27 protein-coding genes and 4 tRNA genes are annotated in these 26,155 nt (G+C 68.6%); 12 read left to right on the top strand and 19 right to left on the bottom strand.

Translation table 11 applies throughout. The features are described from left to right. Window positions 1-728: 728 nt before the first annotated feature. Both AC0HI0_RS02785 and AC0HI0_RS02780 read left to right on the top strand, forming a co-directional pair. Window positions 729-1,571 carry a hypothetical protein gene (locus tag AC0HI0_RS02785; RefSeq protein WP_480930646.1) on the top strand — a complete coding sequence of 281 codons (843 nt, stop codon included), beginning with the start codon at window positions 729-731 and terminating at the stop codon, window positions 1,569-1,571. Between the two features lie 147 nt (window positions 1,572-1,718). After that, window positions 1,719-2,234: a PIG-L deacetylase family protein gene (locus AC0HI0_RS02780; RefSeq protein WP_480930645.1), complete on the top strand. Its 516-nt coding sequence runs from the start codon at window positions 1,719-1,721 to the stop codon at window positions 2,232-2,234. Window positions 2,235-2,413: 179 nt separating this feature from the next. Here the strand turns inward: AC0HI0_RS02780 and fxsT are convergent, their stop codons facing one another. From fxsT to AC0HI0_RS02750, 6 genes are all read right to left on the bottom strand, one after another. Beyond that, window positions 2,414-4,948: an FxSxx-COOH system tetratricopeptide repeat protein gene (gene fxsT / locus AC0HI0_RS02775; protein WP_480930644.1), complete on the bottom strand. Its 2,535-nt coding sequence runs from the start codon at window positions 4,946-4,948 to the stop codon at window positions 2,414-2,416. A gap of 125 nt (window positions 4,949-5,073) precedes the next feature. Beyond that, window positions 5,074-5,892 (bottom strand): hypothetical protein, encoded by an 819-nt coding sequence (locus AC0HI0_RS02770; RefSeq protein WP_480930643.1) that lies wholly within the window; start codon window positions 5,890-5,892, stop codon window positions 5,074-5,076. A gap of 246 nt (window positions 5,893-6,138) precedes the next feature. Next, complete coding sequence (locus AC0HI0_RS02765) at window positions 6,139-7,119, bottom strand: TniQ family protein (protein WP_480930642.1); 981 nt, start codon at window positions 7,117-7,119, stop codon at window positions 6,139-6,141. After that, window positions 7,116-8,156: a TniB family NTP-binding protein gene (locus AC0HI0_RS02760; protein WP_480930641.1), complete on the bottom strand. Its 1,041-nt coding sequence runs from the start codon at window positions 8,154-8,156 to the stop codon at window positions 7,116-7,118. The genes AC0HI0_RS02765 and AC0HI0_RS02760 overlap by 4 nt, the downstream gene beginning before the upstream one ends. Further along, the gene (locus AC0HI0_RS02755) at window positions 8,150-10,279 is read right to left on the bottom strand and encodes a Mu transposase C-terminal domain-containing protein (protein ID WP_480930640.1); all 2,130 of its coding nucleotides are present in this window, start codon (window positions 10,277-10,279) and stop codon (window positions 8,150-8,152) included. The genes AC0HI0_RS02760 and AC0HI0_RS02755 overlap by 7 nt, the downstream gene beginning before the upstream one ends. Continuing rightward, window positions 10,267-11,046, bottom strand: a complete 780-nt coding sequence (locus AC0HI0_RS02750; RefSeq protein WP_480930639.1) for a TnsA-like heteromeric transposase endonuclease subunit — start codon at window positions 11,044-11,046, stop codon at window positions 10,267-10,269. Before AC0HI0_RS02750 ends, AC0HI0_RS02755 begins: the two co-directional genes overlap by 13 nt. 418 nt (window positions 11,047-11,464) lie before the next feature. Between AC0HI0_RS02750 and AC0HI0_RS02745 the strand changes: the two genes are divergently transcribed. After that, window positions 11,465-11,800, top strand: a complete 336-nt coding sequence (locus AC0HI0_RS02745) for a helix-turn-helix domain-containing protein (RefSeq protein ID WP_480930638.1) — start codon at window positions 11,465-11,467, stop codon at window positions 11,798-11,800. A gap of 114 nt (window positions 11,801-11,914) precedes the next feature. Next, on the top strand, window positions 11,915-13,012 hold the full coding sequence (locus AC0HI0_RS02740) for a site-specific integrase (RefSeq protein WP_480930637.1): 1,098 nt from the start codon (window positions 11,915-11,917) through the stop codon (window positions 13,010-13,012). Window positions 13,013-13,128: 116 nt separating this feature from the next. Here AC0HI0_RS02740 and AC0HI0_RS02735 read toward each other — a convergent pair. From AC0HI0_RS02735 to AC0HI0_RS02720, 4 genes are all read right to left on the bottom strand, one after another. Further along, window positions 13,129-13,200, bottom strand: a tRNA-Val gene (locus AC0HI0_RS02735). A 47-nt stretch (window positions 13,201-13,247) separates the two neighbouring features. Then, window positions 13,248-13,694 (bottom strand): TIGR02611 family protein, encoded by a 447-nt coding sequence (locus tag AC0HI0_RS02730; protein ID WP_480930636.1) that lies wholly within the window; start codon window positions 13,692-13,694, stop codon window positions 13,248-13,250. Then, complete coding sequence (locus AC0HI0_RS02725) at window positions 13,691-14,527, bottom strand: anti-sigma factor (protein ID WP_480930635.1); 837 nt, start codon at window positions 14,525-14,527, stop codon at window positions 13,691-13,693. The genes AC0HI0_RS02730 and AC0HI0_RS02725 overlap by 4 nt, the downstream gene beginning before the upstream one ends. Then, window positions 14,482-15,120, bottom strand: coding sequence for an RNA polymerase sigma factor (locus tag AC0HI0_RS02720; RefSeq protein WP_480930634.1), 639 nt, complete (start codon window positions 15,118-15,120; stop codon window positions 14,482-14,484). Before AC0HI0_RS02720 ends, AC0HI0_RS02725 begins: the two co-directional genes overlap by 46 nt. A 244-nt stretch (window positions 15,121-15,364) precedes the next feature. On the opposite strand from AC0HI0_RS02720, the gene AC0HI0_RS02715 reads away from it, so the two are divergent. From AC0HI0_RS02715 to AC0HI0_RS02700, 4 genes are all read left to right on the top strand, one after another. Beyond that, entirely contained in the window at window positions 15,365-15,790 is a 426-nt protein-coding gene (locus AC0HI0_RS02715; protein ID WP_015100287.1) for an SsgA family sporulation/cell division regulator, read from the top strand. A 145-nt stretch (window positions 15,791-15,935) separates the two neighbouring features. Continuing rightward, window positions 15,936-16,008 (top strand) — tRNA-Gly (locus AC0HI0_RS02710). Window positions 16,009-16,068: 60 nt separating this feature from the next. Continuing rightward, a tRNA-Cys gene (locus AC0HI0_RS02705) sits at window positions 16,069-16,140 on the top strand. Window position 16,141: 1 nt separating this feature from the next. Next, window positions 16,142-16,213: transfer RNA gene (locus tag AC0HI0_RS02700), tRNA-Val, on the top strand. Window positions 16,214-16,283: 70 nt separating this feature from the next. On the opposite strand, the gene AC0HI0_RS02695 is transcribed toward AC0HI0_RS02700, so the two are convergent. Next, window positions 16,284-16,496 (bottom strand): hypothetical protein, encoded by a 213-nt coding sequence (locus AC0HI0_RS02695; protein ID WP_480930633.1) that lies wholly within the window; start codon window positions 16,494-16,496, stop codon window positions 16,284-16,286. Between the two features lie 467 nt (window positions 16,497-16,963). On the opposite strand from AC0HI0_RS02695, the gene AC0HI0_RS02690 reads away from it, so the two are divergent. Beyond that, complete coding sequence (locus AC0HI0_RS02690) at window positions 16,964-17,116, top strand: hypothetical protein (RefSeq protein ID WP_480930632.1); 153 nt, start codon at window positions 16,964-16,966, stop codon at window positions 17,114-17,116. Window positions 17,117-17,270: 154 nt separating this feature from the next. Then, on the top strand, window positions 17,271-17,453 hold the full coding sequence (locus AC0HI0_RS02685) for a hypothetical protein (protein ID WP_480930631.1): 183 nt from the start codon (window positions 17,271-17,273) through the stop codon (window positions 17,451-17,453). A 224-nt stretch (window positions 17,454-17,677) separates the two neighbouring features. On the opposite strand, the gene AC0HI0_RS02680 is transcribed toward AC0HI0_RS02685, so the two are convergent. Beyond that, window positions 17,678-19,714: an NACHT domain-containing protein gene (locus AC0HI0_RS02680; RefSeq protein WP_480930630.1), complete on the bottom strand. Its 2,037-nt coding sequence runs from the start codon at window positions 19,712-19,714 to the stop codon at window positions 17,678-17,680. 666 nt (window positions 19,715-20,380) lie between these two features. On the opposite strand from AC0HI0_RS02680, the gene AC0HI0_RS02675 reads away from it, so the two are divergent. After that, entirely contained in the window at window positions 20,381-21,181 is an 801-nt protein-coding gene (locus AC0HI0_RS02675) for a hypothetical protein (RefSeq protein ID WP_480930629.1), read from the top strand. Here AC0HI0_RS02675 and AC0HI0_RS02670 read toward each other — a convergent pair. The 3 genes from AC0HI0_RS02670 to AC0HI0_RS02660 all read right to left on the bottom strand — a co-directional run bounded on the left by AC0HI0_RS02670 (window position 21,112) and on the right by AC0HI0_RS02660 (window position 22,177). After that, window positions 21,112-21,420 carry a hypothetical protein gene (locus AC0HI0_RS02670; RefSeq protein ID WP_480930628.1) on the bottom strand — a complete coding sequence of 103 codons (309 nt, stop codon included), beginning with the start codon at window positions 21,418-21,420 and terminating at the stop codon, window positions 21,112-21,114. The two genes, AC0HI0_RS02675 and AC0HI0_RS02670, sit on opposite strands and share 70 nt — an antisense overlap. A gap of 115 nt (window positions 21,421-21,535) precedes the next feature. Further along, on the bottom strand, window positions 21,536-21,679 hold the full coding sequence (locus AC0HI0_RS02665) for a hypothetical protein (protein WP_480930627.1): 144 nt from the start codon (window positions 21,677-21,679) through the stop codon (window positions 21,536-21,538). A 66-nt stretch (window positions 21,680-21,745) separates the two neighbouring features. Further along, window positions 21,746-22,177 carry a hypothetical protein gene (locus AC0HI0_RS02660; RefSeq protein WP_480930626.1) on the bottom strand — a complete coding sequence of 144 codons (432 nt, stop codon included), beginning with the start codon at window positions 22,175-22,177 and terminating at the stop codon, window positions 21,746-21,748. A 974-nt stretch (window positions 22,178-23,151) separates the two neighbouring features. Between AC0HI0_RS02660 and AC0HI0_RS02655 the strand changes: the two genes are divergently transcribed. Next, window positions 23,152-23,700: a hypothetical protein gene (locus tag AC0HI0_RS02655; RefSeq protein ID WP_480930625.1), complete on the top strand. Its 549-nt coding sequence runs from the start codon at window positions 23,152-23,154 to the stop codon at window positions 23,698-23,700. A gap of 260 nt (window positions 23,701-23,960) precedes the next feature. On the opposite strand, the gene AC0HI0_RS02650 is transcribed toward AC0HI0_RS02655, so the two are convergent. The 4 genes from AC0HI0_RS02650 to AC0HI0_RS02635 all read right to left on the bottom strand — a co-directional run bounded on the left by AC0HI0_RS02650 (window position 23,961) and on the right by AC0HI0_RS02635 (window position 26,128). Then, a complete protein-coding gene (locus tag AC0HI0_RS02650; RefSeq protein WP_480930624.1) occupies window positions 23,961-24,347 on the bottom strand; it encodes a DUF4240 domain-containing protein in 387 nt (128 codons plus the stop codon). A gap of 204 nt (window positions 24,348-24,551) precedes the next feature. Beyond that, entirely contained in the window at window positions 24,552-24,827 is a 276-nt protein-coding gene (locus AC0HI0_RS02645; RefSeq protein WP_480930623.1) for an IPT/TIG domain-containing protein, read from the bottom strand. A gap of 81 nt (window positions 24,828-24,908) precedes the next feature. Continuing rightward, window positions 24,909-25,679: an enterotoxin A family protein gene (locus AC0HI0_RS02640; RefSeq protein ID WP_480930622.1), complete on the bottom strand. Its 771-nt coding sequence runs from the start codon at window positions 25,677-25,679 to the stop codon at window positions 24,909-24,911. Window positions 25,680-25,867: 188 nt separating this feature from the next. Then, on the bottom strand, window positions 25,868-26,128 hold the full coding sequence (locus AC0HI0_RS02635; protein ID WP_480930621.1) for an IPT/TIG domain-containing protein: 261 nt from the start codon (window positions 26,126-26,128) through the stop codon (window positions 25,868-25,870). Between the last annotated feature and the right edge of the window lie 27 nt (window positions 26,129-26,155).

Below are 26,155 nucleotides of genomic sequence, written 5' to 3'. Positions count from 1 at the left end.
TCGTAGGATGCGAAATCACTCGAATGACTCAGTGGCCCAGCCAATCTGTCTTGAAACTGAATTGACTTAGGTCGACCTTCCCGGCTTCCCTATTGTCCGTGTATGAGCGCGGCCTCGTTGGCCACTTGATGATCAGCGGTTCCTGCCAGTCTGGGTGCCGACCTCGGTGCAGTCGCGCACTAATCGGTGTTCCGTAGATTGGCTTGAATGGGGCCGTTGCGTGGTTCCCGGTGCCGTATACGATCCACTTGCATCTAAATCGCTACCTGGATCCGCGATGTCTATTATCGCGCTCCAAGGCTGTAATTTTGCTAATTAATATCGCCCTCGAGTATCTGATGTGAAAAATAGCGCAACTGTACTGTCACCGACAGTGAATCCTTCTGCTTCATTCAGGTCTGATCGAGTGAATTGGTGCGACCGAATGGGTTAACGAGTACGACTCGAAGAGGGTTCGGCTACACCTGTCGATAGATTAGCCGTACCTGTCGACAAGACAAACTGCGAGGCACGTCCGCATGTTGGCGCGTCGCCATGTCAGACGCGCCCACAACTTTCAAGAACGAACTCACCGCAGGCAGAGGCTATGGGAATGGAGGGGCACATTGGCACGAAAGAAGCGGCGAAGGGTAGGACGGCGGTCTGCAGCGGCCAACGGGCGACTGGCCCGGCAAGAGTCCGACGCGCAGTCACGCCCACGTCGCTGGTGGAAGAGCACGTTCGTACGTGTGGTCGCGGGTATCGGGGCGATCGTGGTCGCTGCGGTGACTGCCTTGGTGACTTTTTCCGCGCAGAAGTTTTCGGACTCTGCTGTTAACTTCAGCGACAAGGCCGAGCGGATCGCCACGCCGGACGCCATCAAAGTACTCGACGTTCACAGGGTCGTCGACGGCGGCAGTCCGCTAGGCTGGGTCATCCCAAACGGGGTAAGCAGGAGTGAACTGGAGGAGGCTACGAAATCCCCGAGCAATATGCCATCCGTCGAGTGGCTGAATGCGCGCGAGGCTGTGGACATCGCGTCTTCTCAGTGGGAGATAACCCTCGAAGGGCAGCGGACCAAACAGATCGAGATCACTGACATGCGGGTGGTGCTCGACGGTGGAAAGTGCAGTTCGCCACCGGGTGGAGCCCTGATCGAGCGCCCTACATCTGGGCGGGGTGACAAGCTCTCCATGTGGCTGGACCTGGATAAGTCGTACCCGCTAGTGAACCTCATTCAGGAGGACGGCACCTATACCGATAAGCCATTCTTCACACTCGGAACGATCGATCTTCCGAATCAGACGAAGCGTGTGGTTCGGGTGATCGCGAAGACGCAGAAGAAGCAATATTGCCGGTGGCACCTTGAGTTCCAGTACCTAGCCGATGACGAGCGCCGAATCCTAGAAGTCAGGGCTCCAGAAGGTAAATTGTTCTCGGTCACCGGCGGTAACGGTCGTGAACTTGCTGACTATGACCTGGTCCGAACCTCCCCGCTGTTCGGGTGCTCACGAGTACTTACGGGGGCGGAAGCGGTTGCCTTCCACGACGACTACGCCAAGCGCGGGCAGGAAGCCTGTCAACCGAAATAATCTGCTCTCCTATGCACCGCCGCCGGAGCCGATGTCACCATCGCTGTCCCGCGCCACCCTGAACCCCGTGCCAGTGAGGCCGCCGTACTCGGCGCCGGGCTCCACCAGTTCAACGAACCCACCGCGGCGGCCATACGCGAACTCCTGATGGACACCCGCCCCGAAGTCGTCCTCACCCACCCGCTTCGCGATGTGCACCCCGACCACCGACGCATCGCCGAAGCCGTGCTGGAGGCACTACCCGAGGTCGTCATCGCCACCCGACACCCTCGGCGGGTCTACACCACCGACACCTACAACAGCCTCACACTCGACGGCCCCGTTCCCGCCCACACCACCGTCGACATCACCACCACCTGGGCCACCAAGCAACACGCCCTGACCGCGCACACCTCCCAGCCCATCACCGAACACTTCGTCCCGATGACCGAGATCCTCGCCCGGCTCTGGGGAGCACGCATCGTGCTCTCGATCGCCCCACACCACGCTCGGCCACCCAACGACCCTACGACCAGCGCCGCTCCACGGGCATTCCGGTTCGGGTCGGTTGACGTCGGTCCGCGCAGATCGGGCCAGGTCTGGGCAGGTTCGACAGAATCACCCGTTCGGGTGGCGACCCCACTGTCCTGGCTCAACCATTCCGATAAGTGGATCTTGATCTGAGCTGCGGTTTCTCACCTCCGCTGAGTCTCCCGCCGGTGGTGGCGGCTCAGTTCTGGTGAGAACTCTGGAGGCATGGGAGGGATTCCCACCCGGACAGTTGATCTCGATAGGTCCGGGTCACCGTCGCCCGCAACAGGATGTCGTCGGTGTGGGCAAGGTGTAGTGCACGCCGGTAGATGTCATTCACCGGTGTCCATGTCCTGCTGCTCCACAACTTCTTGCCAGTGGGCGAGGTTGTGGCGGGTGGTCAGGGTGTCGGGGTGGTCGGGGCCCAGCACCCTGAGTTGGTCGGGCAGCAGCGCCTCGTACCCGGCGATCGCGCCCGCCGGATCACCGGCCTCACCCCGCCAGTAGGCGAGGTTGTTGCGGGTGGTCAGGGTGCTGCGATGGTCGGGGCCCAAGACTCGCAGCCGGTCGGGCAGCAGCGCCTCCGACTCGGCTGCTGCGCCAGCAGGGTTGCCGGCTTCTCCTCGCCAGTGGGCGAGGTTGTGGCGGGTGGTCAGGGTGTCGGGGTGGTCGGGGCCCAGCACCCTGAGTTCGTCGAGCAACAGCGCCTCGTACCCGGCGATCGCGCCCGCCGGGTCGCCAGCCTCGCCTCGCCAACGGGCGAGGACGTGGCGGGTGGTCAGGGTGTCGGGGTGGTCGGGGCCCAGCACCCGCAGCCGGTCGAGCAACAGCGCCTCGAACTCGGTGACCGCGCTGGCCGGGCCAGCGGTCTTACCCCGCCAACCGGCGAGGTTGTTGCGGGTGCTCAGGGTTTGAGGGTGGTCGGGGCCCAGCACCCTGAGTTGGTCAAGCAACAGCGCCTCGTACCCGGCGATCGCGCCTGCCGGATCACCGGCCTCACCCCGCAAGCGGGCGAGGTTGCCGCAGGCGAGCAGGGTTTGAGGGTGGTCGGGGCCCAGCACCCTGAGTTGGTCAAGCAACAGCGCCTCGAACTCGGTGACCGCGCCAGCCGGGTTACCGGCCTCACCCCGCAAGCGGGCGAGGTTGCCGCAGGCGAGCAGGGTTTGAGGGTGGTCGGGGCCCAGCACCCTGAGTTGGTCGGGCAGCAACGCCTCGTACTCGGCGATTCCGCCGGCCGGGTCACCGGCCTCGTAACGCCAACGGCCGAGGTTGTGGCGGGTGGTCAGGGTGCTGGGATTGTCGGGGCCTTGGACCCGCAGTTCGTCTGCCAGCAGCACCTCGTACTCGGCGACCGCGCCAGCAGGGTCACCGGCCTCACCCCGCAAATGGGCGAGGTGGTGGCGGACGAGCAGGGTGTCGGGGTGGTCGGGGCCCAACTGTGAGTCGGTGTGGTTGTGGAGGGTGCGCCAGTAGGTGAGGGCGGCGTGGACTTGGCCGCTGTCGCCCAGGGAGTCGCCTGTGCGCTGAAGCGCGTCATGGAGTGCGGGGGTAAGTAGGGCGGGGTTGGTATGGGTGTGAAGGGTAGTGATGTTGGCGCGGAGTGCTTGGGCGAGGTCAGGGTGGGTGGTGTCGATGTCGGGCCAGACAGTGTGGAGGGTGTCGGCGCTGGTGTGGGCAAGGCTGTGGAGCCAACCAGGGGTGAGGGTGTCGCGGACAGCGCGTTGGACCAGGGCGTGTACCGCCACCGCCCGCTCTGGGTGGCCTGGTGTGAGGGTGATCAGGGTGAACCGGTGCAGTCGGACCAGTCCGTCGTGGACGTCGTCGTGATCGACCGGCCTGCCCGCGAGGGTGGCGAGGTGATCCAGGACGGGTTGGGCGGTGAACACGGTGAGAGGGATGCCGTTGGGGTCGAGCAGGGAGGCGATCTCCAGCAGCAGTCGGGCCAGGCCCGCCCCGCGCGGCCGTGCCGGGTCTTCGACGCGGTCGGCGCGGTCGATGGAGATCGACCAGGTCGCGGCGATGGTGAGTTGGTGTTCGGGCAGGGCGTGTTCGGGTGGGGTGAGGTCGGCCAGGGTGCGGCGCCGGTCGGCCAGCATGGCCCGGTAGTCGGCGACGGTGAGCAGCGGCTGGTCTGCCAGGAACGCGGCGCCCTGACTCAGCGCCAATGGCAGGAACCCCAACTCGGCCGCCAGCCCTGCCAGCCGGCCCCGGTCACCGCCGTCCGTGGTGCCAGCCAAGGCGTCGGCGAGGTAGGCCAGAGCTTCGTCGGGGGTGAACACGTCCAGCTCGATCACCCGGTGCCCGCCGCGCCCGGATGCTGCGTCGCGTCGGCGGCTGGTCACCACGACCTGCCCGCAGACGCCGGGTGGCGGGTCCAGGCCGCGCAGGTCGGCGGGGTCCTGGACGTCGTCCAACACGATCAGCCAGCGGCGCGAGGTTGCGGCCAGCCATTCCCGGAACCGCTGCGCCGCTTCGTCGGGTGGCCGGTCGGCGATATGCGGGTCCTGTTCGACCAGTACACGCGTGGCGGCTTCGGCGTAGGCGGTGACGATCGCGTCGCGCGAGAGCGCCGACACCCACACCGCCACGTCCACCACCGGATCGGCCCACACCGACCACGCGTGGTCGGCGGCCAGTTGGGTCTTGCCGACCCCGCCCATCCCCGACACCACCACACTGACGCCCCGCCCGGCCCCGACCAGCACGACCGAGCGCCCTGCGGCCAAGGTGTCCACCAAGTCGGCGTGGGCACGGCGCTGTTGGTAGGGCTCCGCCGGCGCGTGCGGCAGCCCGACTCGCACCGGCCACACCACCCGACGCCGGGCCTGGTGGTAATGGACGTTGCCGGCGACCGCGCCGATGGCCATCCCGTCGCCGGTCACGGTGATCCCGCCGTCGACGTAGACCGACACCCCCGCCGCAGCGGGCGGTCCGGCGGTGTCGTCTTGGGCGGGGTGGTGCGCCAGCGCGGAATGCCCGTGGTCCGCGTCGGCTAGCGAGGGCTTCCGGGCTCCGCAGTCGGGCCGGGTGTGCCGATGGTGAGGTGGTCGCCGGTGGCCGCGCCGATGGTGATCCCGGGCCCGCTGCCGTGGACACCGCCGGCGATGCTCACCCCGCGCGGCCCGACACCCTCACCATGAGTTCGTTCCCGGGAATCGACCGCAGGGCCGCCGCCCGTGTGGTCGGCCGACGGCCGTGCTTCCAGGACTGCGGGGTCGGATGGGTAGGGGTGGTCGGGCAGGGCGATCCAGGCCAGGTCCTTGAACCCCTTGACGGCGGCCTGGACCGGCCGGAAGGTGGCCGGGTCGAGCGTGGCGCAGTGCCGCACCACGTCCTCGAACACCGGCCGGGACACCACCATCGCCAGCACGCCGGGCGACGCGGCCAGCGCCTCCTTCACCGGGGCGGCGTCGAGCAGCCGGAACGCGTCGACCAGGGCCGTCGAGGTCACCCCGTGACCGTCGAAGGCGACCTCGCCGGCGTGCACCGCCAGGCGCAACCGCACCCTCGCCTCCTCATGGCTGGTGTTGTTGTGGCCGCGCACCGCCCGCGCCAACGCCTCGGGCAGCACCTCCACCACCGGAGCCTTCGGGAACTCGGGCGGGACGAGCAGGAACAGGCCGTCGCCGCGGTCCTCGTGGTAACACCCGTCCCACGGCACCCCGGCCGCCGCCAACGCCCCGGCCACCACCTTGTACAGGCCCTCGCGGGTGTCGAGCTGGTGGTGCAACGTCCGGGCCGGGGCGCTGAAGCGCTCCACGTCGACCAGGACCATCGTGCGGTGGACCGCGTGCTGGCCAGTGCCCGCCATGCCAACCCTCCGCCGGTGGAAGACCGCGTGGTGCCGTGCTGATGGCCCGATTTCTACCCACCACGGCCAGCAGCTTCCGCGTCATTTCACGCAGTAGTCGCTCGTTCGGCCGCACGGAATCACCCGACCGCGTCCTGCCATCTGCGGCGGCACGGTGGCTCATCGGTCCCTGGGGAATCGTGAAGCTCGCCTCTTCGCTGGGTCGTTCCCAGTCAACCGGACCCAGGTGGTCACCGACCGGGGCGGTTACGGAGAGCCGGCTCGGTGTTTCCGGGAGGGCCGGGAGGGCCGGGAGGATGAGTGAGATGGGTCATGGGTTGACACCCACTGCGCCAGCAGGCCGCGCTCGTGCCAGGTCATTGACCACTCCCAGAACGAGAGCGGGCGGAGGTCGGTGTTGACCCGGGTCTCGAACCGTCGTTGCGCTGCTGCACGGACGGTGTCGTCGGGGTCGGAGAGGACGGTTCGCCAGTAGCCCGAGCAGAGCAGCCTGGTCAGGATGACGACCTCGGGAAACGCTACGGCGTGCGTGAGCGAGTCGGCGCGGTGGTACCAGCCGGCGATGCCGAGCCGTTCGGCGCGTGCCTTGAAGGTTCCGGTCGGTCCGAGAAGGAGTTTGTGGACGAGTTGTTCGGCGAGGTCGACGGCCTTCCGTGCGCGGGCCCGGCCGTGTTTTGAGACCAGGTTGGTCAGGCGTCGTCCGGCAGCGGTGATCTCCGGGACTGCGGTGAGGTCGAACTGGTCGGTGTCGGTCGGGTCGCTGCCGGGTCCGATCCATCTGCGGTGTCGTGTGCAGACGCGCTGTGGCAGCAGTCGCCAGCAGCGGAGGAAGGGCGCGTGGATGGGACGGCGGGTGGCGGTGCAGTGTTCGCAGGGTTTGAGGGGAACGGGGTGGTAGTGGTCGGCTGCGGTTCGCACGGGCTCGGATCGGGTGGATTCGGGTGGCGGGCCAGCGACGGCGGGCGGGAAGACGCGGCGGAGCCGGTCGGTGCTGTACCCGGTCAGCGCGGCCAGGCGGTCGGTGATGTCGGTGTGCACGAACGGGTTGTGGTGGCGCAGCAGGTGGGGCTTGGTGCCCAGCAGTTCGGCCATGTCGTCGTGGTCGATGTGGTTGAGTCGGCCCAGGCGTCGGATGTAGGAGTCGATGTGTTCCCTTGTCGCGGGCTTGTCGATCAGCGGCAGGCGGCGGGGCCATCGGAAGAAGGCCGCGAGGTCGGTCCGGGTCATCGGTGCACGGTCGTGGTGGTGGCGCGGGCCGGGGTGGAGTGGTTGGCGGCGTAGTCCAGTGCGATCGAGTCCAGGTGGGCCTTGCTGATCTTTTCGCCGCCGTCGCGGATGGCGCGGGTGGCGGCGGCGCGGACGAGGTGGGACAGGCTGCCGATCATGCCGCCGGTGCGCTGGTGGAGGTACTGGTCCAGACGTTGCAGGGCTCCTGGGCGGTGCGCGCGCAGCCGTAGTGAACCTTCCATGGTGGCGACCAGCGCCTTCCACTGTTGGCGTTGGGTGCGGGTGCCGTAGGCGAAGGCGGTGGTGGTGATCGGGGTGAACCGGCCGGCGATCTGGCGGCCTCGGACGCCGGAGAACAGGCCGATGCGCTCGACGTCGATCCCGGCGTAGACGAAGGTCGCGGGGATGCGTTCGGCGAAGTACTTGAGCTGGTCGGAGACCTCCGCTCCGGAGCGAGTGGCGAGGTTGAGGTTGTGGATCTCGTCCACCAGGACGAGTTGGGTGCCCGCGTCGGCCAGCACCCCGCACACGGCGTGCACCACGTCGGGCAGGTTGTTGCGCCCGCCCAGCGGCAGCGCCAGGAAGCGGGCGAACTCCATCGCCAACATCCGGGGTGTGGCCGCCGGCGGGACGGTGAGGTAGACGACCGGGATCTCCGGCCCGCCGTGCGGGTGGCGGCGGCGTACCCGTAGTTCGTGGGCGCGTCCGAGTTGGGCGACCGCGGTGGTCTTGCCGGTGCCGGCCGGGCCGTAGACGACCATGCCTCGTCGGGCTCCGGCGATCTGACGGCGGTTGACCAGCATCAGCTCGTAGCCGGTGTTGACGACCTGGGAGACCGTCGGGGTGTTCACCACGACCAGTTCGGAGTGGTAGTCCAGCCGGGCAGCCTGGTGCGACTCCAGTCCGGTCTGGTCGAAAGCGGCCAGGTCCTGCGCGGTGTGTTCGGGCGGCGGTGTCGGTGTGTGGTGGACGAAGCGCTGCCAGCCTTCGCGGGTGGTCAGTGGCTCGTGGGCGTACTCGGCCGGGTGGTTCACCACGGGCGCTCCGCTTCGGCGTGGGCGTCGAAGACCCCGAACGGGACCACCGTGCCCGTGTCCCCCTCGTCGTGCTGTCGGTCGTCGTGTTCGGCGTGTACCGGTGTCACCGGTTCGGCCTCGTGCTCGTCGAGGGGGCTGGGTTTCGACGCGTGCTCGGCAGGACGGCCGGACCGGTCGCGGGCCAGTGCCCGGCGGGCATTTGCGGTGCCGGTCTTGGTGGGTGCCGGGACCGGAGCGGGGGTGGCCGGACCCGCCCCGGCGCGGGTGAGCAGTTCGTCCAGCACGCGGGCGATGGCGATCTGCTCGACGACCCGTTCTCCGCGCCGGAGCAGTTCGTCGTGGGCGGCCCGCCAGGTGAACTCGGCGAACGGAGCGCGCACCAGGGCGCGGTAGGTCCACTCGGCGGTGATCCACCGACCGGCGCGGTGGTCGCGCACCCACACCTGGTCGCAGTCGTAAGGGTCGAAGTGGACCTCCCACAGGCCGCGCTTGGCGGCGATGCCGGAGTGTTGGCGGCGGTGCGGGTCCAGTTCGTCGCTGTCGTAGGTGCGGTGGTTGATCCGCACTCCGTAGTCGTTGACCGCCCGCCACGTCGCCGGCAGCAGCTCCAGGTAGTCCTCCCCGGTCAGCGGCAGCGGCAGGTACCCGGCGGAGGCGACCAGGGCGGCGTAGGTCTCGTTGGGAGTGGCGGCGCGGCCGGGCAGCCGAGGGTGCCGCAGGCCGTCGTGCGGCCGGTTCTGCCACCCGGCCACGATCCACTCCTCGACCAGCCCCGCCAGGTCCCGCAGCGGCCACACGCCTGCCACCGCGCGCCCGCGTCGTGTCGGGTTGTTACCGGTGTAGCCGGCGACGTACTGGGCGAACAGGGTGTTGATCGACCCGAAGCCGTTCTCCACGTGCGCCTTCTCCCACGGGGCGCGCTTGTGGGTGGGCTGCACCGAGATACCCAACCGGTCGCAGGCGGCGGTGAAGGTCCGCGAGACGAACACGCCGCCGTGGTCGACCACGATCGTCTCCGGCACGATCACAGGGCGGCCGACCGCGTCGGCCAGGCGCGGGTCGGCCCGGGTCAGCGCCTCGTGCGGCAACGCCGACGCCCGCATCCCCAGCACCGCCTGCCAACCCGGCCGCAACGGCTCCGGCACCAGCATCCGGGCCAGCAGCAACGTCGCGTCCACCGCCTTCGTGCCGCCGGGCCGCAACGCCGCCGCGCAGATCGTCCGGGTGGCCACGTCCACGGCGTAGGTCAGCTCCGGTCGGATCTCCGAGCCGTCGTCGAGCACCGCGCGCACGTCCAGCACCGTGGTGTCGATCTGCACCAGCTCGCCGGGGCGCAGCGCGGTGATCGGCGTGAACCGGCGCTGCGGCCGGGCCGCCAGCGACCGGCGCGTGGTGGCCTGCCCGAACGTGTGCCGGCCGCCGGTCATCGCCGCGACCAGCCGGTTGAACGTCGCCTTGGACGGCATCGCCACCACTCCCGGCCCGTGCTCGGCCTCCAACGCCGCCTGCACCCGCCGCCGCAACCGGTCCCGCGTCCCGGTCGACTCCCCGACCTCGGCCGCGATCGTCTTCTCCAACGCGGCCACCAGGCGCTCGTCGGCGCGGCCGTGCGGCGAGACGGTCCGCAGTAATCGACCGTCCACCAGACCCCACAATCCCTGGTCGCGGTAGCGGGCCCGCATCCGGCGCAGCGTCGCCAACGACGTGGACTGTCCGGCTGCGGCCAACTCCGCGACCTTGGCCCGCTCCCGCTGCCCCATCGTCGTGACTGCCGGGTCGAACCCCTCCCGCGCGGACGCGTCGGGCGCGGCCCCGGGCGACAGCCCGGTCTCGACCTCCACCACATGCCGCTCCCACCCGCGCGCCGCCTCCAGCACGGCGGGCGGCAGGGTGTCCAACAGGGCCAGCGGCGGCAACACCGGCGTGGGCGAGCCGCCCGTCAACGCGAAGTCCGACTCGGCCAGCAGCACCGGCAGCGCCACCAGCCGCGTCCCGCCCAGCGCGTTCTCCAGCCGCACCGTGGTGCCCTCGATCGCGCCGACCGTGTGCCGGCCGCCGAAGGCCACCACCTCGTCGCCCACCCGCAGCACCCTTCGCCCGGCCGTGCCGGTCACCCCGCCCACCCGGTCTTCCCGGCGTGCACGGGCATCTCCATCGACATCGGCACGTCCAGACCGCACTGCAACCGGCCACGCCACAACAGGTGGTAGGCCACCGGCAGCACCGCGATCGGCTCGCCCACCCGCTCCACACCCTCCAACAACGGCCGAGGCCGGGAGAACACCGTGCACAGCGCCGGCCCGCGCCCCTGACGCGCCGCCTCCGCCGCGAACCGCGGATGCCGGTACCCGGCCAACCACCGCACGTTCGCCAGCAGCACCTCCTCCGGTGCCCCGACCACCTCGTAGGCCCAGCCCACCGAGGCCGCCACCCTCGCCGTCATCTCGAACACCGCCCGGTCCCGGGGCTTGACCAGCTCGTCCGGGCGGCAGTCCAGCAGCAGCGCCGACCCATCCGCGCGACGGGCGAAGAAATCCGGGGCGTGCGAACGCCACCGCCGCCGACCAGACGTCGTGGTCTCCGACCAGAACAGCCACAACGGCTGACTGGCATAGCCCACCACCTGCGGATCGAAGTCCAGCAGCAACGCGTGCTCGCGCTCCAGCCACGACTCGAACCCCACGTGCCCGCCCACCGTCGCCGACCAGTACAGGCCCGGGAAGTTCCGCTGCCCGCGGTAGGAAGGAAACCGGCGCACCGGCGGCACAGCCTCGAACGGCACCGACACCGCCTCGCCCAACGAGGCACGCTGCTCGACGCCGTCGGCGTCCAACCACGCAACCTCGAACTCCTCCTCGGCCGTGGACGCCGAGCCAGCGTTCGCGCGCATCCGCCGATCCAACCGCCTGCTCAGTTCAACTGAGCCACGGGGGCCGTTTCTCAGTTTGACTGAGTCCTACGCACTTCAACTGAGCCAGGACACCCACTTGATGTCGGCAAAAAATCAGGAGCGAGCCGCTCCTGATCCGCTCCCTCACAGCACCCTCGAAGATCGTTTTGTCACCGTCCTGTGACCATTTTCAAGATCGGCAAGAACGCACGAAAAAGCCCGCTGACCTGCGCTTATCGCGCCGATACAGCGGGCTTCCCCTGACCGTCGGGACGACAGGATTTGAACCTGCGACCCCTTGACCCCCAGTAACAGGCTCGCCTCACCCCACTTTACACGCTCCCCAGCTTCTCAACCGGTTAAGCAAAATGCTTCGTCGCTGCCTGTCCCCCGGCGGCCCTTTTTCCGGAGTTCAGGGGTGTCCACGGCGTCGCGCCCCGATGCCGGTCACCTTCCGGAGGCAGTCGTGCACCACCGCCGCGATCGGCAGACCGCCCATGTCTTCCCCGTGCAACTCGACGCCGATCCGACCGGATCACCCGAACCCGCGCCGCCAGAGGCTCACCACACGGCTCGGGTCCGCCTGCTGCACACCCCGGCCCAGGCCGCCCGCCTGCTGGCGGTGCGGGAGTCCTGGATTCGTCGCATGGCCGGACAACGCCGGATTCCCTGCACTTTCCTGGGCAAGCATCTGCGTTTCTCCGACACGGATCTGGACCTCATTGTCCGTCGGGGTGCCCGTCCCGCCCGGTGACCCGCTCCCAGAACAAATGATTGTTGCAATTCTTCACGTATCGAGCGTCACTGTACGTCCGCCCGGACCACGGGCGGGAACTGTTCACGAAAGGCGGTAACCATAATGGCCTGGGTGGAGAAACACGGGGACGGGTTCCGGGTGCGGTATCGACTCCCGGACGGTTCGCTGCAGTCCGAGACGGGATTCGCCACGCGCGGCGAGGCCGACGACCGCGCAGGGGACATCGAGTCCGACCAGAGGCGTGGCCGGTTCGTCGACCCGCGCCTGGCCCAGACCACGGTCGGCGAATGGGTGGTCCGGTGGGTGGAGGCGCACGATGTCAGTGGTGTCACCGAGGCGACCTACGACTCGCACCTTCGCAACCACATCCTGCCCCGGTTCGCCGCCACCGAGTTGGGCGAGCTGTCCCGGATGACGATCAAGGCATGGGCGAAGACCCTGCGACGCTCGTTGAGCGACCGCAGTGTCGCCGACGTGGTCGGCTTGCTGTCGATGATCCTGGGCGAGGCGGTGGACGAGGGGCTCATCGGCGCCAACCCGTGCCGCAAACTCCGGCTCAACTCCGGTGACCAACCTGAACGGCCGCATGCCGACGCCGACGAGGTGACCGCTATCGCCGGCCGCATGGCGATGCCGGCCAACGCCGCCCTGGTCGTCACCGCGGCGTACACCGGGATGCGGTGGGGTGAACTGGCCGGGCTGCAGTGGGAACGGGTCGACGCGGACAAGCAGGAGATCCGCATCGACGCACGGGATGGGGCCCTGCACGAGCTGCGCGGCCGACTCGAACTCGGACCGCCCAAGACCCCGGCCAGCGTCCGCACCGTCCACCTGCCCCGATTCCTGGCCGAACTGCTCGTCGAACTCCGCTGCGACCAACCGACCGGGCGGTTCGTGTTCACCGGCGTCGACGGCGGACTGCACCGACGGTCCAACTTCCGCCGCCGGTTCTGGCTGCCCGCACTCCACGGCGACACCACCCTCGGGTGGCCGCCGATCAAGCCCCACATGCACTTCCACGACCTGCGCCACACCCACAAGACCTGGCTCATCGAGGACCACGTCCCCGAAGTCCTCCAGCACAAGCGCATCGGACACAAGTTCCGCGGCGTCATGGGCGTCTACTCCCACGTCACCCGACCCATGATCGACACCATGCTGCAAGGACTGCAGGTCAGATGGGAGCAATACGGGAGCAGAATGGCGTGAACTCTTCGGAGCAGCAATTGGGGTCGAGATCGCGTGCTCCCAATTTGCCCCCACACACGATCAACGGCCCGCAGACGATAACCGTCTACGAGCCGTTGACCTGGTAAAACACACTGTGGGCGATACAGGGATCGAACCTGTGACCTCTTCGGTGTGAACGAAGCGCTCTCCCGCTGAGCTAATCGCCCGTATTCGGTTTTCCGCCGCTCTCGCGGTGTGACCATACCTTACAACATCAACCCGCAGATCCAAAAATCGGGCTCCGCAGCCACGGCCAGTCGAGCCCGAACCAGCCCCCGACCAGCGAGAACGCCCCGAGCAGCCAGCACGTCACGGCGACGACCAACGCGGTGGCGGTGAGGACCAGCGCCTTCACGAAGAGGTTCTGGCGCTTGAGCCACTCGACCCACGCGTCGTAGTACCGCTTCGCGAACCGCAGCACGCGGCCCGCCCACTCGAACTCCGTCGCCAGGATCGCCAACCCGGCGAACACCACCAGCCAACCCGGGCCGGGGTACGGGATCATCAGGACCCCGCCTACCAGCACCAGACCGCCGACCACGCCCACCCCGATGCGGTAGGTCAGGTTCAGCGCGGGATTGCGGCGGAACCAGTGGCGGTGACCGCTCGGTTCGGTCTGCTCGTCGCGCTGCTCGGCGGTCATCCGCACATCATCGCTCACGCGTTGCCCACCTGGCCCGAGGCCACCACGTCGGTCGGCGTCGCGGGCGCGGCCTTGCCCGGTTCCAGCGAGATCGCGAACACCTTGTGCTGGTGCGACGCGCTCGACCAGCTCAGGAACTGGACGGACGAGTCCGCGCGCACGTTGAACGTCGCCAGCGGCACGGCCTGCGGGGTGCTCTTGCCCCACATCACGTAGGTCTGGTCGGTCGCGTTCGGCGCGAGCTTCATCTCCATGACGGCCGCCTGGTCGTCGCCGGACAGCATGATCGCGATCGGGTCACCGGACGGCGAGCGCAGCACGGCCCGGTTGGTCGCCGGGTTCGCCGCGAGTTCCAACGCCCTGGACAGCTCGCGGTTCTGCTGCTCCTGGGCCGCCACCCGGTCGTCCAGCTGGCTGAACCGCACCCCCGCGACTCCGACCGCGGCCAGCGCCACGACCACCGCGGCGGCCGCGAGCAACCGGCGGCCGAGGCCGCTCTTGCGCCGCTCGTCCAGCCGGATGGGCTCGGGCGGAGCCGGCTGCCGGCTCGGCGTCACGAACTCCTGGGGCGTGTGCTCGATCTCGGCCATCAGACGTGACTTCAGGCGGGCAGGCGGTTCGTACTGCCGAACCGAGCCGCCGAGCGCGGCGGTCACCTCTTCGGTGGACCGAACCACTCCTCGGCACCGCGCGCAGCCCGGCAGGTGGGCGCGCAGTTGCGCCTCCTCGTCCGGTTCGAGCGAGTGCATCGCCCAACCGACCGCGAGCTCCTCCTGAGGGCACCAGTCGTCCCTCCGCTCCCCGGTCACCGATGTGCTCCCGTCGTCTCGCCGCCGGTCTCCCCGGCCCATACCGATCGCAGCGACGTCCGCAACCTGCGGATCGCGGCGAACGTGCGCGACTTGACCGTCCCCAAGGGGATCCCGGTCAGGGCCGCGACTTCTATCTGCGTGTACCCGCCCAGGTAGGCCAAGGCGATCACCTGCCGCTGGTCTTCCGGCAGGCGTTTGAGCGCCTCCCGGACCTCGGCGCCCACGACGCCGCTCAGCGCCGCGTGGTCCGCGCCGTCCGCAGGTGGAACGTTGCGCTCGGATGCCTCGTCGGTCAACGGCACGTTCCGTCGCCGTTGGGTGTTCTCCCGTCGCACGGCGTCGACCGCCCGGTGGTGCACGACGGTCATCAGCCACGTGCCGAAGCCGCCCCGTGACCGGTCGTACCCGGCGGGATTGCGCCACAGTGCGAGGAACGCCTCTTGGACGACGTCCTCCGCGAGGTCCGGATCGACGCATATTCGCCTCGCGAGCGAATACGCCGGGCGGGCGTAGCGGTCGTACAGTTCTCCGAACGCACCCCGGTCACCAGCGGAAACCCGCTCGACCAGCGACGCGTCGGAAGGACGCCCGTCAGGCTCGGGTCGGGGCGCCGGAGCGGGTGAGTCAGCCACCAGAGATGTCCTCACGTCCAACATTCGCGCAACAGCCGGTACCGGGTTCAGGTTAAACCCAGCAAGATGTGGGGCAGCGCGGGTTGGGTGGACACGGAACGCAGCGAGATGGTAGCCCAGAGGAGTTTCATGGGCCCGAACGGGTGATAAACGCCTCGATGTCGAGCGTTCCTCGCCACATACACGTCACAAGTAGAGAGTTCGGTCGTTTCCTTGGCCGTGAAGGGAGAAGAGGGTAACGACGATGCGCAATGACCACGTGACGCTCCGCTCAACAGCAGTCTTCGACCTGCTGGCACCGAGGACCCCGGCCGTCCCCGTGCAGGTGGAACTTCGATATGACACGAAAGACCCCTACGCAGTTGTGGCCGCGTTCCGCACAGGACGCGCCGGCTGGGTCGAATGGGTGTACGCCCGCGACCTGCTGGCCGACGGACTGATCGCCGACGCGGGAGACGGCGACGTCCGGATCCGCCCGGCCGCCGACGACCCCGAGGTCGTCGTGATCGAACTCAGCTCGCCGTCCGGCCACGCCATGTTCGAGGCGTCGGCTCAGGAGTTGGCCGACTTCCTGGACCGCACGTACGACGTCGTGGTGCCCGGCAACGAGCACCTGTGGGTCGACGTGGACGAGGCCCTGACCCACCTGATCTCCAACGACCTGACCTGAAAGCCCAGGTGACAGGCCCTGCGAGGGGCTGCGGGGACCCCCGATTTGATCCAACGGAGGGGGATGTAATAAAGTTCCTCTCGCACCGGGGAAGACGGAACGGAAAGCCCCAAAAGGGCCGGCGGTTCGGGAATCCACGGAGTATGCGGATGTAGCGCAGTTGGTAGCGCATCACCTTGCCAAGGTGAGGGTCGCGAGTTCGAGTCTCGTCATCCGCTCGGCAGAGGGCCCCTTGGGCTCAGGCCAGACTTCCTGGTGTAGCCTTCAGCAGGAATCATGGCGGAGTGGCCGAGTGGCTTAGGCAAGGGCCTGCAAAGCCCTGTACACGGGTTCGATTCCCGTCTCCGCCTCGGACGATTAGCTCAGCGGGAGAGCACTACCTTGACACGGTAGGGGTCACAGGTTCAATCCCTGTATCGTCCACAACAGAACAACGCAGGTCAGAAGCCCGGTTCTCGATCTTGAGGCCGGGCTTCTTGCGTGTGGTGCAAGATCAAAGACGATGAAAGGCGATGGGCTCCGACGCCGGTAGTGCTCGCGCCTCCTCGATCGTGGCCGCCAGGTGGGGGAACCGTCCGATGATTCGGGCCCGCTCGTCCCGATGGAGCGCGAGCAGCGAGGCTGCCCACCGTTGTTCGAGCGTGTCGTCGATCTGCTTCAGCATGACCTCCGTCACATGGTCGTAGGTGCGGGCGATGCCCTTCATCTTCTGACCGAGCCGCGCCCGCCGCACCAACCTCCGGGATGCCGTCCTCGGCCATCCAGGTCGCATGGGTGTGGCGCGCCTCACGGAAGGTGAACCAGGGAAGGATCGGCGGCGTGTGCCCTGCGGCGTCGGGGCGATCGGGCTTGCGCACGTCCCAGGCCGGCCGCCAGAACCGCTGCCGGCGGTTCCCCGCCGCAGCAGCCCGCCCTCCGGAGAGGTGAACACGAACGACCCTCGACGCTCGTCGAGCAGTGCCTCGTAGATCACAGCGATGCTCGGCGGCAATCGCAGCGACCGCGTTCCGGCGGGCGTTTTCGTACGCCCCCGCTTCCCCCTCGACCTCCTCGTGGAGACCCGAGGCACATCCGGCCGAGCGGTCGGACTGGACGATCTCGTACAGGCGCATCGCCGCCCGCAACGCCTGCACCGGCGAAGCGACCAGCCGGTCGTACTCGAACTCGCCCGCCGTGACGCGAATCCCATGGCAGGGGTTGGCCGGGATCACCTTCGCCCGCACCGCCGCGTTCATGATCGTGGAAAACGTCGCGAAGTACGACGCCACCGACGGCTCGGCGTACCCGTCGTGCAACTTGGACAGCCATTTCTCGATCTCGATGTAGCCGTTAAAGATCCCGATCATCGGCCACACACCGCACTCGGGGATCAACCGGTTGTCCAGATGCGACCGGTACTTGACCCGCGTGTTGAGTTCCAGTCGGGGTGCGACAGCGTCGAGCCACTCGTTGGCGAAGTCCCCGAGTCACCGTGGACGACATGGGCGAGCCGCACTTGGTGGCGGCCATGAAAGCGGTGATCGCGGACCGGCGAGGTGAGGACCCGGTTCCGCATTGGCGGCAGGCGGCCGAGTTGGCGGTCGAGGATGCGCACCTCGCCTGGCTGCCGAGGCAGACCGCTCCTGCCGACCGGGCGTGCCGCCCGCCTCACGACAACGGATGATCGACCGGCAGCACGCCATGGAGCGGTCGCCGCCGAGCTGTCGACACGGTTGTCCCCGCTGTTCGAGTTTGTCGTCCTGCAGTTCCCGACACGAAAGGCCGCAGCAGGTTCTCCCGTCTCCCGGCAGTCCCGACGACAGACGTGGCCGGGTGGCGCAGTGGTTCGGTGCCGTGTCGGGCGCGGACCCGGTGGACGGGCCGATCCGAGACCCGGAGGTTTGCCCGTTACTGCGACAGGGCGAGCCGGTCTTGGAGTCGGGCGTGGCGGAACTGGTACACCGCACCGGCTTGGCGCAGCACGCCCCGCCGGGTGGCATCGTCGAGGAACTCGGGCAGCGAGCGCGGCAGGCGGCCGGTGAGCGGCAGGCAGATCCGGGCGAACAAGAGCCACTGGCCCCACGCGGTGAGCGCCAGGCAGTAGCACAGGCCGCCGCCCACGCCGGTGAGCAGCGCCAGGCGCACCACGGCTTCCGGGCTGAAGACGAGCTGCGCGTGCGCACCTTCCGGGCGCTGGAGCAGGAGCACGGCGCCCAGGGTGACCAGGCCCCCGTAGACGAGGCTGAACAGCACGACCCTGCCCAGGACGTTGGCGCGGTTGACGTTGCGCAGGTCGGTGGGCCCGGCCGCGGACGCGATGTCGAGCGGGGATTCCACGGCGGCGGCCACGGCCAGCGCCAGTCCGGTCGGCACGGCGAACACCAACCCCAACGTGGCCCCGTTGACCAGGACGGTCCCCACGTCGCGGACCGTGTCGTAGAGGACGAGGCCCAGCAGCCCGAGCCCCAGCCCGTTGGCCAGTCCGAACCCGCCGCCGGCGGCCACGCCGAACAGGAAGCGCGACAGGATTCCCGGCCGCACCGGGGCGGTCCGGCCGGTGACCCGCATCCGCATGTGCGAGGGCCGGATCCCGTCGCCCTCGGCCCTGGTCAGGACCAGGTGGGCGATGGCGAACGCGGTGCCCGCCAACACCCCGTTGACCGGTGCCTCCACCAGGGTCGACCAGAAGACGAGCGGGGTCAGGGTGCCGAGCAGCGCGAGGAAGGCCAGGACGTTCAGCACGGCGGTCAGCACCACCACGACCGCCGTGCACGCCACCCCGACCACCAACGCCCGGACGCGGCGGCCCAGGGTCGTGCCGAACCGCCACCAAGCCAGGTCGCGGGCGCCGTCGAGTTCGCGGGCCAGGTGGTGCAGGCGGTGCCGGGCCTGGTCGGCGGTCCACCGGGTCGGGGCGCGGTAGACCGACGGGACGAAGCTGTCCAGCAGGTGGTGCCGGATCGCCTCCCCGGTCGGGAAGAGGCCGAGGTCGAGGAGTTCGGCCGGGTCGTGGTCGGGGGTGTCGCCGTAGGTGACCCGGGCCAGCATGACCATCAGCGGCGTGGTCAGGACCGACGCCAGGTCCGAGTCGGGCCGGTGGCGCAGGTCGGCGAGGACGGGGTCCCACGTGTGCGCGGCGGCGGCGCGCGGCAGGTAGGCGGCCACGTCGTCGAGGGTGAGATCGGCGATCACGATGCCCGCGGCGGCGGTCAGGACGTCCGTCGCTGCCACTGCGGCGGTGAACTCCTCGGGGCGGCTGGTCAGCAGCAGCGGCAGCGCGGTGGCGTTGAGCGCCTCCAGCGCGGGGCGGTGCAGGCCGACGCCGAGTTCGTCGAACCCGTCGAGCACCGGCAGCACCCGGTCGGTGTCCACGAGACCGTAGGCCAACGTGCGCCCGTCGTGTCCGCGGACGGCCAGGCCGGGGTGGTCGCGGACGAGCTGGGCGGCAAGCCAGTCGCGCAGCGGGGTGGTGACGGGGTTCCACGAACTCAGGCCGAAGACCACCGGCACGGGGTCGTCGGGTCCGCGCACCGCGAGCAGGTCGAGCACGAACCGCAGCGCCAGCACGGTCTTCCCCGAACCCGCGCCGCCCAGCACCACCAGTCGCCGTGACGCGATGGCGCGGTGGACGTCCACGATCCTGTCCATCCCGGCGAGCACAGGCGGTTCGGCCACCGCGCCGGGCGGCAGGCGGAGGATGTTCTCCCAGTGGTCGGTGGCATCCTCCGGGGCGGCGTGCCAGCGGACCGGCAGCGGGAACGGGTCGTGGACCCGCCGCCGTTCTTCCTCGCGCTGCCACCGCGTGCCGACGGCCCGCGCCAACCGGTCGGCGGCCTCGCCGAGCACATCCCCGGCGGGCCCCTGGACCGTCACGTGCCCGGCCTGCACGACCGGGCCGTGGACCGTTCCGCTGACCTCGTTGACCGTCCGGTCACGCCGTGCCATCGCCCCGCCCTTCGACGGCCCCGCCACGCCGGTCCCGGCCAGCGTAGCGACTCCTCGCCACGGGCCAGAAGCGTCGCGTGGAACTGCCGCGTCGGTAGACCTCCCACGAGGGGAACCGTGTGGCGTCGGCGATGGTGGACGGCCCGGTGGCGCGGTGGATCTCAGGCCGGGTGTGCGGAGGTGTCCCTGGCCGGTCGCAGTCGCGAGGAGATCGCGCCGTTGCTGATGCCGAGGGCGTGGGCGAAGTCGGTTTGCGGACGCCAGCGCCGGCCAAGCGGCGGATGGCTGCGTTGAGATCGTGGAACACCGTGCGCGCGGGGGGCTGACAACGTCATGCGGCCCAGGATGTCGACCAGGCGCGGTGCAAGCGCAGCGGCGCGGCGGGCTGCGATCAGCGAAGAACACGACGGCTGCGGACCCGCAGGGGTCCGCAGCCGTTATCGGTGATGGTCAGGACGGACGAGATGGTGGTACCGGGACGGCTCGGGCGGGTTGCGCTGTGCGTGGTCGCGGGATGTGCGGCACGAGGACGTGGGTTGGGCCGGTCGAGTGGCTGCGGAACGTCGTTCTTTCTTTGTCCGGGCGGTGAAATTCATGATCGTCTGCCGTCTAGGCTCACCGCACGGGCCGATCGGCCCGGTCATCCCCATCGTGTTGGGAGCAACCGTGACTGTGGTGCCCGAGTCCGAGGCGTGGCGGCGTGAGCTGGTGGACGCCTTCGAGGTGCTGCTGGGCAAGCCGCTCGCCTCGTTCGCGGCGGATGCCGAGTACGCCAGTTACTACTGGGACGACATGTTGCAGTACGACGTGCTGGACGACTACATCACGGGCAACGTCGATCCGGACGTGGTGGAGCGCGGCGAGCCGGACGTGGACGACTACCCGTTCAGCCCGGACGCGTGGGCCTTCGACCACTCCCGGTCGATCTGGCTGTTCTCCGGGGACGCGCTCGACCCCGACGGGCCGTTCGGCGAGGCGGTGAGCGCGGCCCTGACGGCGGTCTCGACCGCTGACGGCGAGCGCCGGTTCGCCGTGTCCGGCGCGGATCTCGCGCGTGTGCTGACCGCGCACCGCGACGCCCTCGATGAGGTCGACAGCGAGGAGCTGGCCGGGGAGGTGAAAGCGCTGCTGCGAATCGACACGGACGGGACGTTGTTCGAGGCGATGCGCGCGGTCACGTGGACCACCGGCGGGCCGGAAGCTCTGGTCGAACTGGACGGCAACGTCGAGGTGGAGGCCGGGTGGGCGGAGAAGCTGCTCCAGGTGCCCGACACCCGGCTGCGCGGGCACCTGGGGATGTTGTCGTTGTGCGCGCAGGACTCGCGGAGCGAAGGTGCGTACTACCTCGGCCCCGACCAGTGCTCCGGTGACTTCCGCCGGCTCGCCGAGCGGCCCGGTCACGAGGCGGTGGCCAGTTGGGAGTTCGGCGAGGGGCAGGCGTCCTCGGTGGTGTTCCGGATCAAGTAGCCGGGGCCGATGGGCCTCCCCGACGCCGGGGTCCGCCATGACGGCGTGGTTCGCAGGTGTCGGAGTGGCAGCCGGCACCTGCGGAACGCGGACTCGATCCGACTGGCGGTGGCGTCGAACGCGTCGGCGTAGCCGTGGAGCAGGCCGAGTTTCGCGCGGATCTCGGCGACGTCGGTGACGTCCATCCCGCTCTGGGCGACCTTGCGGATGTCCCAGCCGGTCGACCCTGCCGCACGCATCGCCCGCAAACGCGTCCCCGTGGCGGGACATCGACGTGCCCAGGGTCCTTTCTGCGCACAAAAGTGAGGGCGTGGCTGGGAAAATCGGCCACGCCCTGGTCTCCAAGGAAACTGGTCAAGCGGCCTGGTCGCCGTCCGCCGGTTCGGGAGCGTCAAGCTCGGCGTCGGCCGGGTCGAGGACGGCCAGGTCGACGTCGACGGCCAGGTGGGCGTCGGCGTCCGGGTCGTTGACGAGCTGCTCGACCCAGTGCAGGCGCACCACCGTCACATCCGACCGGCCACGCCGTCCGCTTCACGTTGACGACGTCTTCGTGACCACTCCCGGCTAGGAGACCGTGACCCGGGAGACCTTGCCGTCGAGGCCGTTGTTGCGCACGAAGTTCACCCTGACGTTGGCGTCGTCACGGTTCTGCTCGAAGGTTCCGACGACGATGGTGTTCACCAACCTCTTCACGTGGATGATGGTGTAGTCGTCGTTCTTGCTCTTCGACGGACTGTCGTAGACCGTGATGGTCGCACCGGCCCGTACGGAGACCAGCTTCACCGACCTCGCCTCGTCGTTCTGACGGGGTGCGAAGTCCTGCCCGGACCGGTCGTTGGTCGTGTGGACGATGTTCTGGGTCGCGTTGTTCCCCTCGTAGAACACGATCTGACCCTCCGCCTGCGGGGCTGCGGCCCCTGCGGGCGTTCCTGCCGCCAGCCCGCCCACCATGACCGTGACCGCGGTGACGACCGCGGCGAGAGCCCTGCGATTCATCGCTTCTCCTGTCCCACAGCCGGAGCCCCCTCTGGGCAACCGGTCGCGAACCGTGCCCCGGCCCCGGGTGACCACCCGCGATGCACCGGGCCGGACCAGCGTGACCCAGACCGGCCACCGCGGACAGTGCCCGGTCGACACCCCACCCCAACGAGACCGCCACAGGCACAACCAGTGAAACGGGCCGCGCCGTGCACTCACCGACCAGGGGACGCGATCACCCGCCTGGGACGCATTTCGGCGGCAAGACCCCTCGGACTGACAACCGCAGCACCGACGACCACAACGGTCGGCCATCGCGTGAAGTTGATCGATGCCACGTCGTGACGCGTCTCCACGCTCGCGCAGCATCAGCGCCCGACGCAGATCGCCGCGTCGCGCGTTCGCAACGAGTTCCGACACGCTCCCCCGCAACGTCGGGCAGATCCCGGTCTGCTCGGAACTTCTGGTCCTGGCCTGGGGTTGGATGTCGACCAAGTTCGCGGATCGGGGGGTTGGGGACGCCGAGTGGCGGCGACCTGGGCGGACGAGTTCAGCCGTGCGGTCGCGCCTGTCGGCGGCAATCGGTCGACGGGGCTGTCGGCAGCCGGGCGCGGAGCGAGACAGTCAGCCAGGAATGGGGAACCTGTTCGGTTCGTTCTCCGTCGATCGGCGGCTTCCTCGACGGAATCGCCCCTGGTCGACAGGGAACGGTAGGGCGGACGGCCTCCTCGGCCACGGGCGAACAGCGGGCGTGCCGACATCCGCCGGTGGATTGTGAACGCGCTTTCGGCATTATCGCGGAGAGGAAGCCGGCCGGCCCAGCGTCGAACACCGCCTTGTGCGGGCTGAAATCCAGCGACTCCGGCCGTACATCCGCCCATGCAGCGGATTGCCCCGAATCGGACGAACTCGGAAGAATTGTCCACTCACGGTACTGATTCAGCTCGGGAGGAAGAATGAGTCGGGATCGAGTGAGACCTACTGCCGGGCGGGTGGCCGGCCTCGTGATCACGCTCGCGTTCACGGTCGGCGGTGCGGTCGTTCCCGCGCACGCGACTGGCAGCGGGGAGGCAGGTGCGGCCCCTGGTGCGTCGACGGTGCGGGCGCAGGCCACGGTGGAGTTCTACAGGCTGGTGCACAAGACGAACAAAGACCACTTCCACACGGCGTTCTGGGACGAGGTCATCCGCGCGGTCACCAACGGCGGCTACCACTACGAGCGCATCGGGGCTACCATATTCGCTACGCAGGAGCCCGGGACGGTTCCCTTCTACCGGGTGTTCCGCCCGGCCAACGGGGACCACTACCACACGACGAACCGGGACGAGGTCCTCTACGTGATCTCCAACGACGGTTATGAATACGAAGGAATCAAGGGGTACGTCTACCCGGCGGGCTCCGGTCAAGGCGTGCCGTTCTACCGCCTGCGGAACGGAGTAACCGGAGACCACTACCACACGACAAGCTGGGACGAAGTCCTCCACACGGTCAGAGTCGAGGGCTTCGCTTACGAGGGTGTTGGTGCCAACGTGGTCAGCTGACCAGCACATCGCGGGCAAACCTGTCACGCGGCAGCGCGGTGTTCTGGATGTGGGACCGGTCGGGTCACCGCAGGTCGTATCCAAGATCCGCCTTCGAACCCCGCGACGCCCGCTCAGCGCCAGTCCGAACGGACCTACTCGCGGAATTCTGACGGCCGCTGTCCGACCTGCCGGTCGGTCGGTCGGTCGGTCGGTCACGAGTCTGTCCAGGTGTCCCGTTGCTCCGGCAGCGCCGGTCGCTGTCGGGGTGGGCCGCCGGGTCACATCACGTCGAGTGCCTCGCCGAAGCGCTGCCAGTAGACGTCGAAGGCGACCGGGAAGAGGATCGTCGGGTCGTCCACCCCGACCTCGGCGGGCATCAGGGCGGGGTCGGTGAGCACCGCCTCGTACTGCTTGCGGCCCTGGCTCACCACCCAGTTGGAGATGTCTTCGAGGCCGTCCTCGGACTCGCCGGGCGCGACGTGGGACGTGTACGGCTCGTCGCGCAGCTCCACCGCCATCTCGACGAAGATGTCCTGGAACCGGTGGACTTCTTCCTTGGTCATCGACATCAGCGCGGTGCGCAGGCGTTCCCGGTCCCGTCCGGCCGCGTCGACGGTGCGCCAGAACCGGTCGACGTCCGCCTGGTCGATGTCGTCCTCGGCCACCCCGGGCACCTCCTCATCCCCTGCCCCACCGGGACCCCACGACCGAGCCGCTGGTCCTCGTCGTCCCAGGTGAGCGGGCTCAGGGTACCGACACCGGCGCGGAGGACGTGGTCCGACCGCGACCGGGTCCGGGCGGCGAGAGCGGAGTCGCCCTCGCCGCCCTGGTCGACCCGCCGACAGGCCGATGTCCGCCTAAGGCCGCTATCAGCTGTCCTGACCGTCGGGAAGGAACTTGAAGTGCCCGACGACGAACTCGCCTTCGTCGGTGACCAGCTTGATCTCCACGGTTCCCACGGCGTGGGCCGGGGTGCGGACGTGCAGGGAAGTGGGGCTCACGATCACGAGATCAATCCCGGCGACGTCGTCGAAGAGAACCGCCACCACAGGTTCCAGGGACTCCCCGGTGATGGTCACCTCGTCGCCGCCTTCGGCGCGTCCGGAATTCGGCGTCACGTCAAAGGCCCTCGGGGTCGAGGTCATGTCTCGTCACCTTTTTCAAAAACTTTTGATTTTCTGTCGACCAGCCGGCGGACACCAGCCTCGGCCGTCCCACGACAGCTGCTAAGCCGTTTCCTTGCAGACGTCGTCCGAAGGTTTGATCGGCCCGTTGAAAATGCTCTTCTGGTTGAAACTCGCGCTATAGCCCGGGTTGGCCTCGACGGCGCTGTAGTCGTATTTCTTGCTCGGCTTCTCCTGAACCAGCTTGATCGAGTGCCAGCCGGCGATCTGCGCGTACTCCACGGCAAGCTTGGTGCCCTTGTCCCCACGCGCGGCGAGTTCCTTCTCGTCCGGGTAGGGATACGTCTGGTTGCACTTCTTGTAGACGTCGGCGACGTTGTAGAAGCGATCGGACGTTTTGATCACGTAGACGTAGCGGGTTTCGTTCGGCTTCATGTTGTTGCAGGTCGCGAATTTCTCCGCCACCGCCGGGTCGTAGGACGTGGCCACGTACCCCGAGTCACTCGGCGCGTTCCAGCAGGTACTCACACCTTTCACGTGGTACGGGATTCCGGGCTGATTGCCCTTGGAGTAGAACCCGTGCGCTGCGTTGATCTCCTTCGGTGACCGCGTGTCGCCGCGAACGGAGCAGTCGAAGTTCTTGAGCGTCCCCGCGCCACCCTTGCAGATCTTCTCGATGTCCTTGACCGTCGGCTGCGGCCCGAGGATGCGCTGCCCGTCGACCGGGGTTGCCCGGTGGGAAATCGGAACCGGGGCGACTTCGGCTGCTCCGAGCGGGACCAGGCAGCAGATCAGGCCGGCCGCGATACCGGCGACACGAGCGGTGAACGAACCGGTCTTGGTTGGACGGAGACGATCGGGCAGGAAATTCATGCGAACCTCCTGGGCCGGAACGAATTCACCGTGCACTGCGGCGGAATCGGTTCACTTTCCGTCGACCACCGTCGCATCGGCCGCACCACACCCGTGTTCGGCCGTGTTCGCGCAGTAAGCCCCGTCCCCGCAGCCACGGCCGCTGCGCGCGGGTGGCTGCGGGGACGGACGCCGATCTCTACACCCGACTACGAGTGGTACTGGTACTTGACGGGGTTGCTGACGTTGCCTTCGTCATCGGTGACCGTCACGTTCACCGAACCCGACGGATGGGCGGGCGTGGTGGCGGACACCTCATTGGGTCCGCCGACGCTGATGTTGGTCGCGGGCGATCCCCCGAACGAGACTGAGACGACGTGCGCCAGCAGTTCGCCGCCGAGGGTCACGTTTTCGCCCCCGCTCGAACCTCCGCTGTTCGGGCTGATCGACGAGAGAGACGGGCCTGCCATGGAGTTCTCCTTCTGGGATCGGATAGA

Source organism: Saccharothrix sp. NBAS 001 (assembly GCF_056640475.1).
The sequence above is the reverse complement of the archived record's forward strand: the minus strand, read 5'-3'. Positions and strand labels throughout refer to the sequence as shown.

What these genes read in the sequence shown, in the direction of transcription:
- AC0HI0_RS02780 (WP_480930645.1), top strand. Translation starts at nt 1,719, where the DNA reads ATGGACACCCGCCCCGAAGTCGTCCTCACCCACCCGCTTCGCGATGTG.
- fxsT (WP_480930644.1), bottom strand. Translation starts at nt 4,948, where the DNA reads ATGGCCATCGGCGCGGTCGCCGGCAACGTCCATTACCACCAGGCCCGG.
- AC0HI0_RS02770 (WP_480930643.1), bottom strand. Translation starts at nt 5,892, where the DNA reads ATGGCGGGCACTGGCCAGCACGCGGTCCACCGCACGATGGTCCTGGTC.
- AC0HI0_RS02765 (WP_480930642.1), bottom strand. Translation starts at nt 7,119, where the DNA reads ATGACCCGGACCGACCTCGCGGCCTTCTTCCGATGGCCCCGCCGCCTG.
- AC0HI0_RS02750 (WP_480930639.1), bottom strand. Translation starts at nt 11,046, where the DNA reads ATGCGCGCGAACGCTGGCTCGGCGTCCACGGCCGAGGAGGAGTTCGAG.
- AC0HI0_RS02725 (WP_480930635.1), bottom strand. Translation starts at nt 14,527, where the DNA reads ATGGGCCGGGGAGACCGGCGGCGAGACGACGGGAGCACATCGGTGACC.
- AC0HI0_RS02715 (WP_015100287.1), top strand. Translation starts at nt 15,365, where the DNA reads ATGCGCAATGACCACGTGACGCTCCGCTCAACAGCAGTCTTCGACCTG.
- AC0HI0_RS02695 (WP_480930633.1), bottom strand. Translation starts at nt 16,496, where the DNA reads ATGAAGGGCATCGCCCGCACCTACGACCATGTGACGGAGGTCATGCTG.
- AC0HI0_RS02685 (WP_480930631.1), top strand. Translation starts at nt 17,271, where the DNA reads ATGGGCGAGCCGCACTTGGTGGCGGCCATGAAAGCGGTGATCGCGGAC.
- AC0HI0_RS02680 (WP_480930630.1), bottom strand. Translation starts at nt 19,714, where the DNA reads ATGGCACGGCGTGACCGGACGGTCAACGAGGTCAGCGGAACGGTCCAC.
- AC0HI0_RS02670 (WP_480930628.1), bottom strand. Translation starts at nt 21,420, where the DNA reads ATGCGTGCGGCAGGGTCGACCGGCTGGGACATCCGCAAGGTCGCCCAG.
- AC0HI0_RS02660 (WP_480930626.1), bottom strand. Translation starts at nt 22,177, where the DNA reads ATGAATCGCAGGGCTCTCGCCGCGGTCGTCACCGCGGTCACGGTCATG.
- AC0HI0_RS02645 (WP_480930623.1), bottom strand. Translation starts at nt 24,827, where the DNA reads ATGACCTCGACCCCGAGGGCCTTTGACGTGACGCCGAATTCCGGACGC.
- AC0HI0_RS02640 (WP_480930622.1), bottom strand. Translation starts at nt 25,679, where the DNA reads ATGAATTTCCTGCCCGATCGTCTCCGTCCAACCAAGACCGGTTCGTTC.
- AC0HI0_RS02635 (WP_480930621.1), bottom strand. Translation starts at nt 26,128, where the DNA reads ATGGCAGGCCCGTCTCTCTCGTCGATCAGCCCGAACAGCGGAGGTTCG.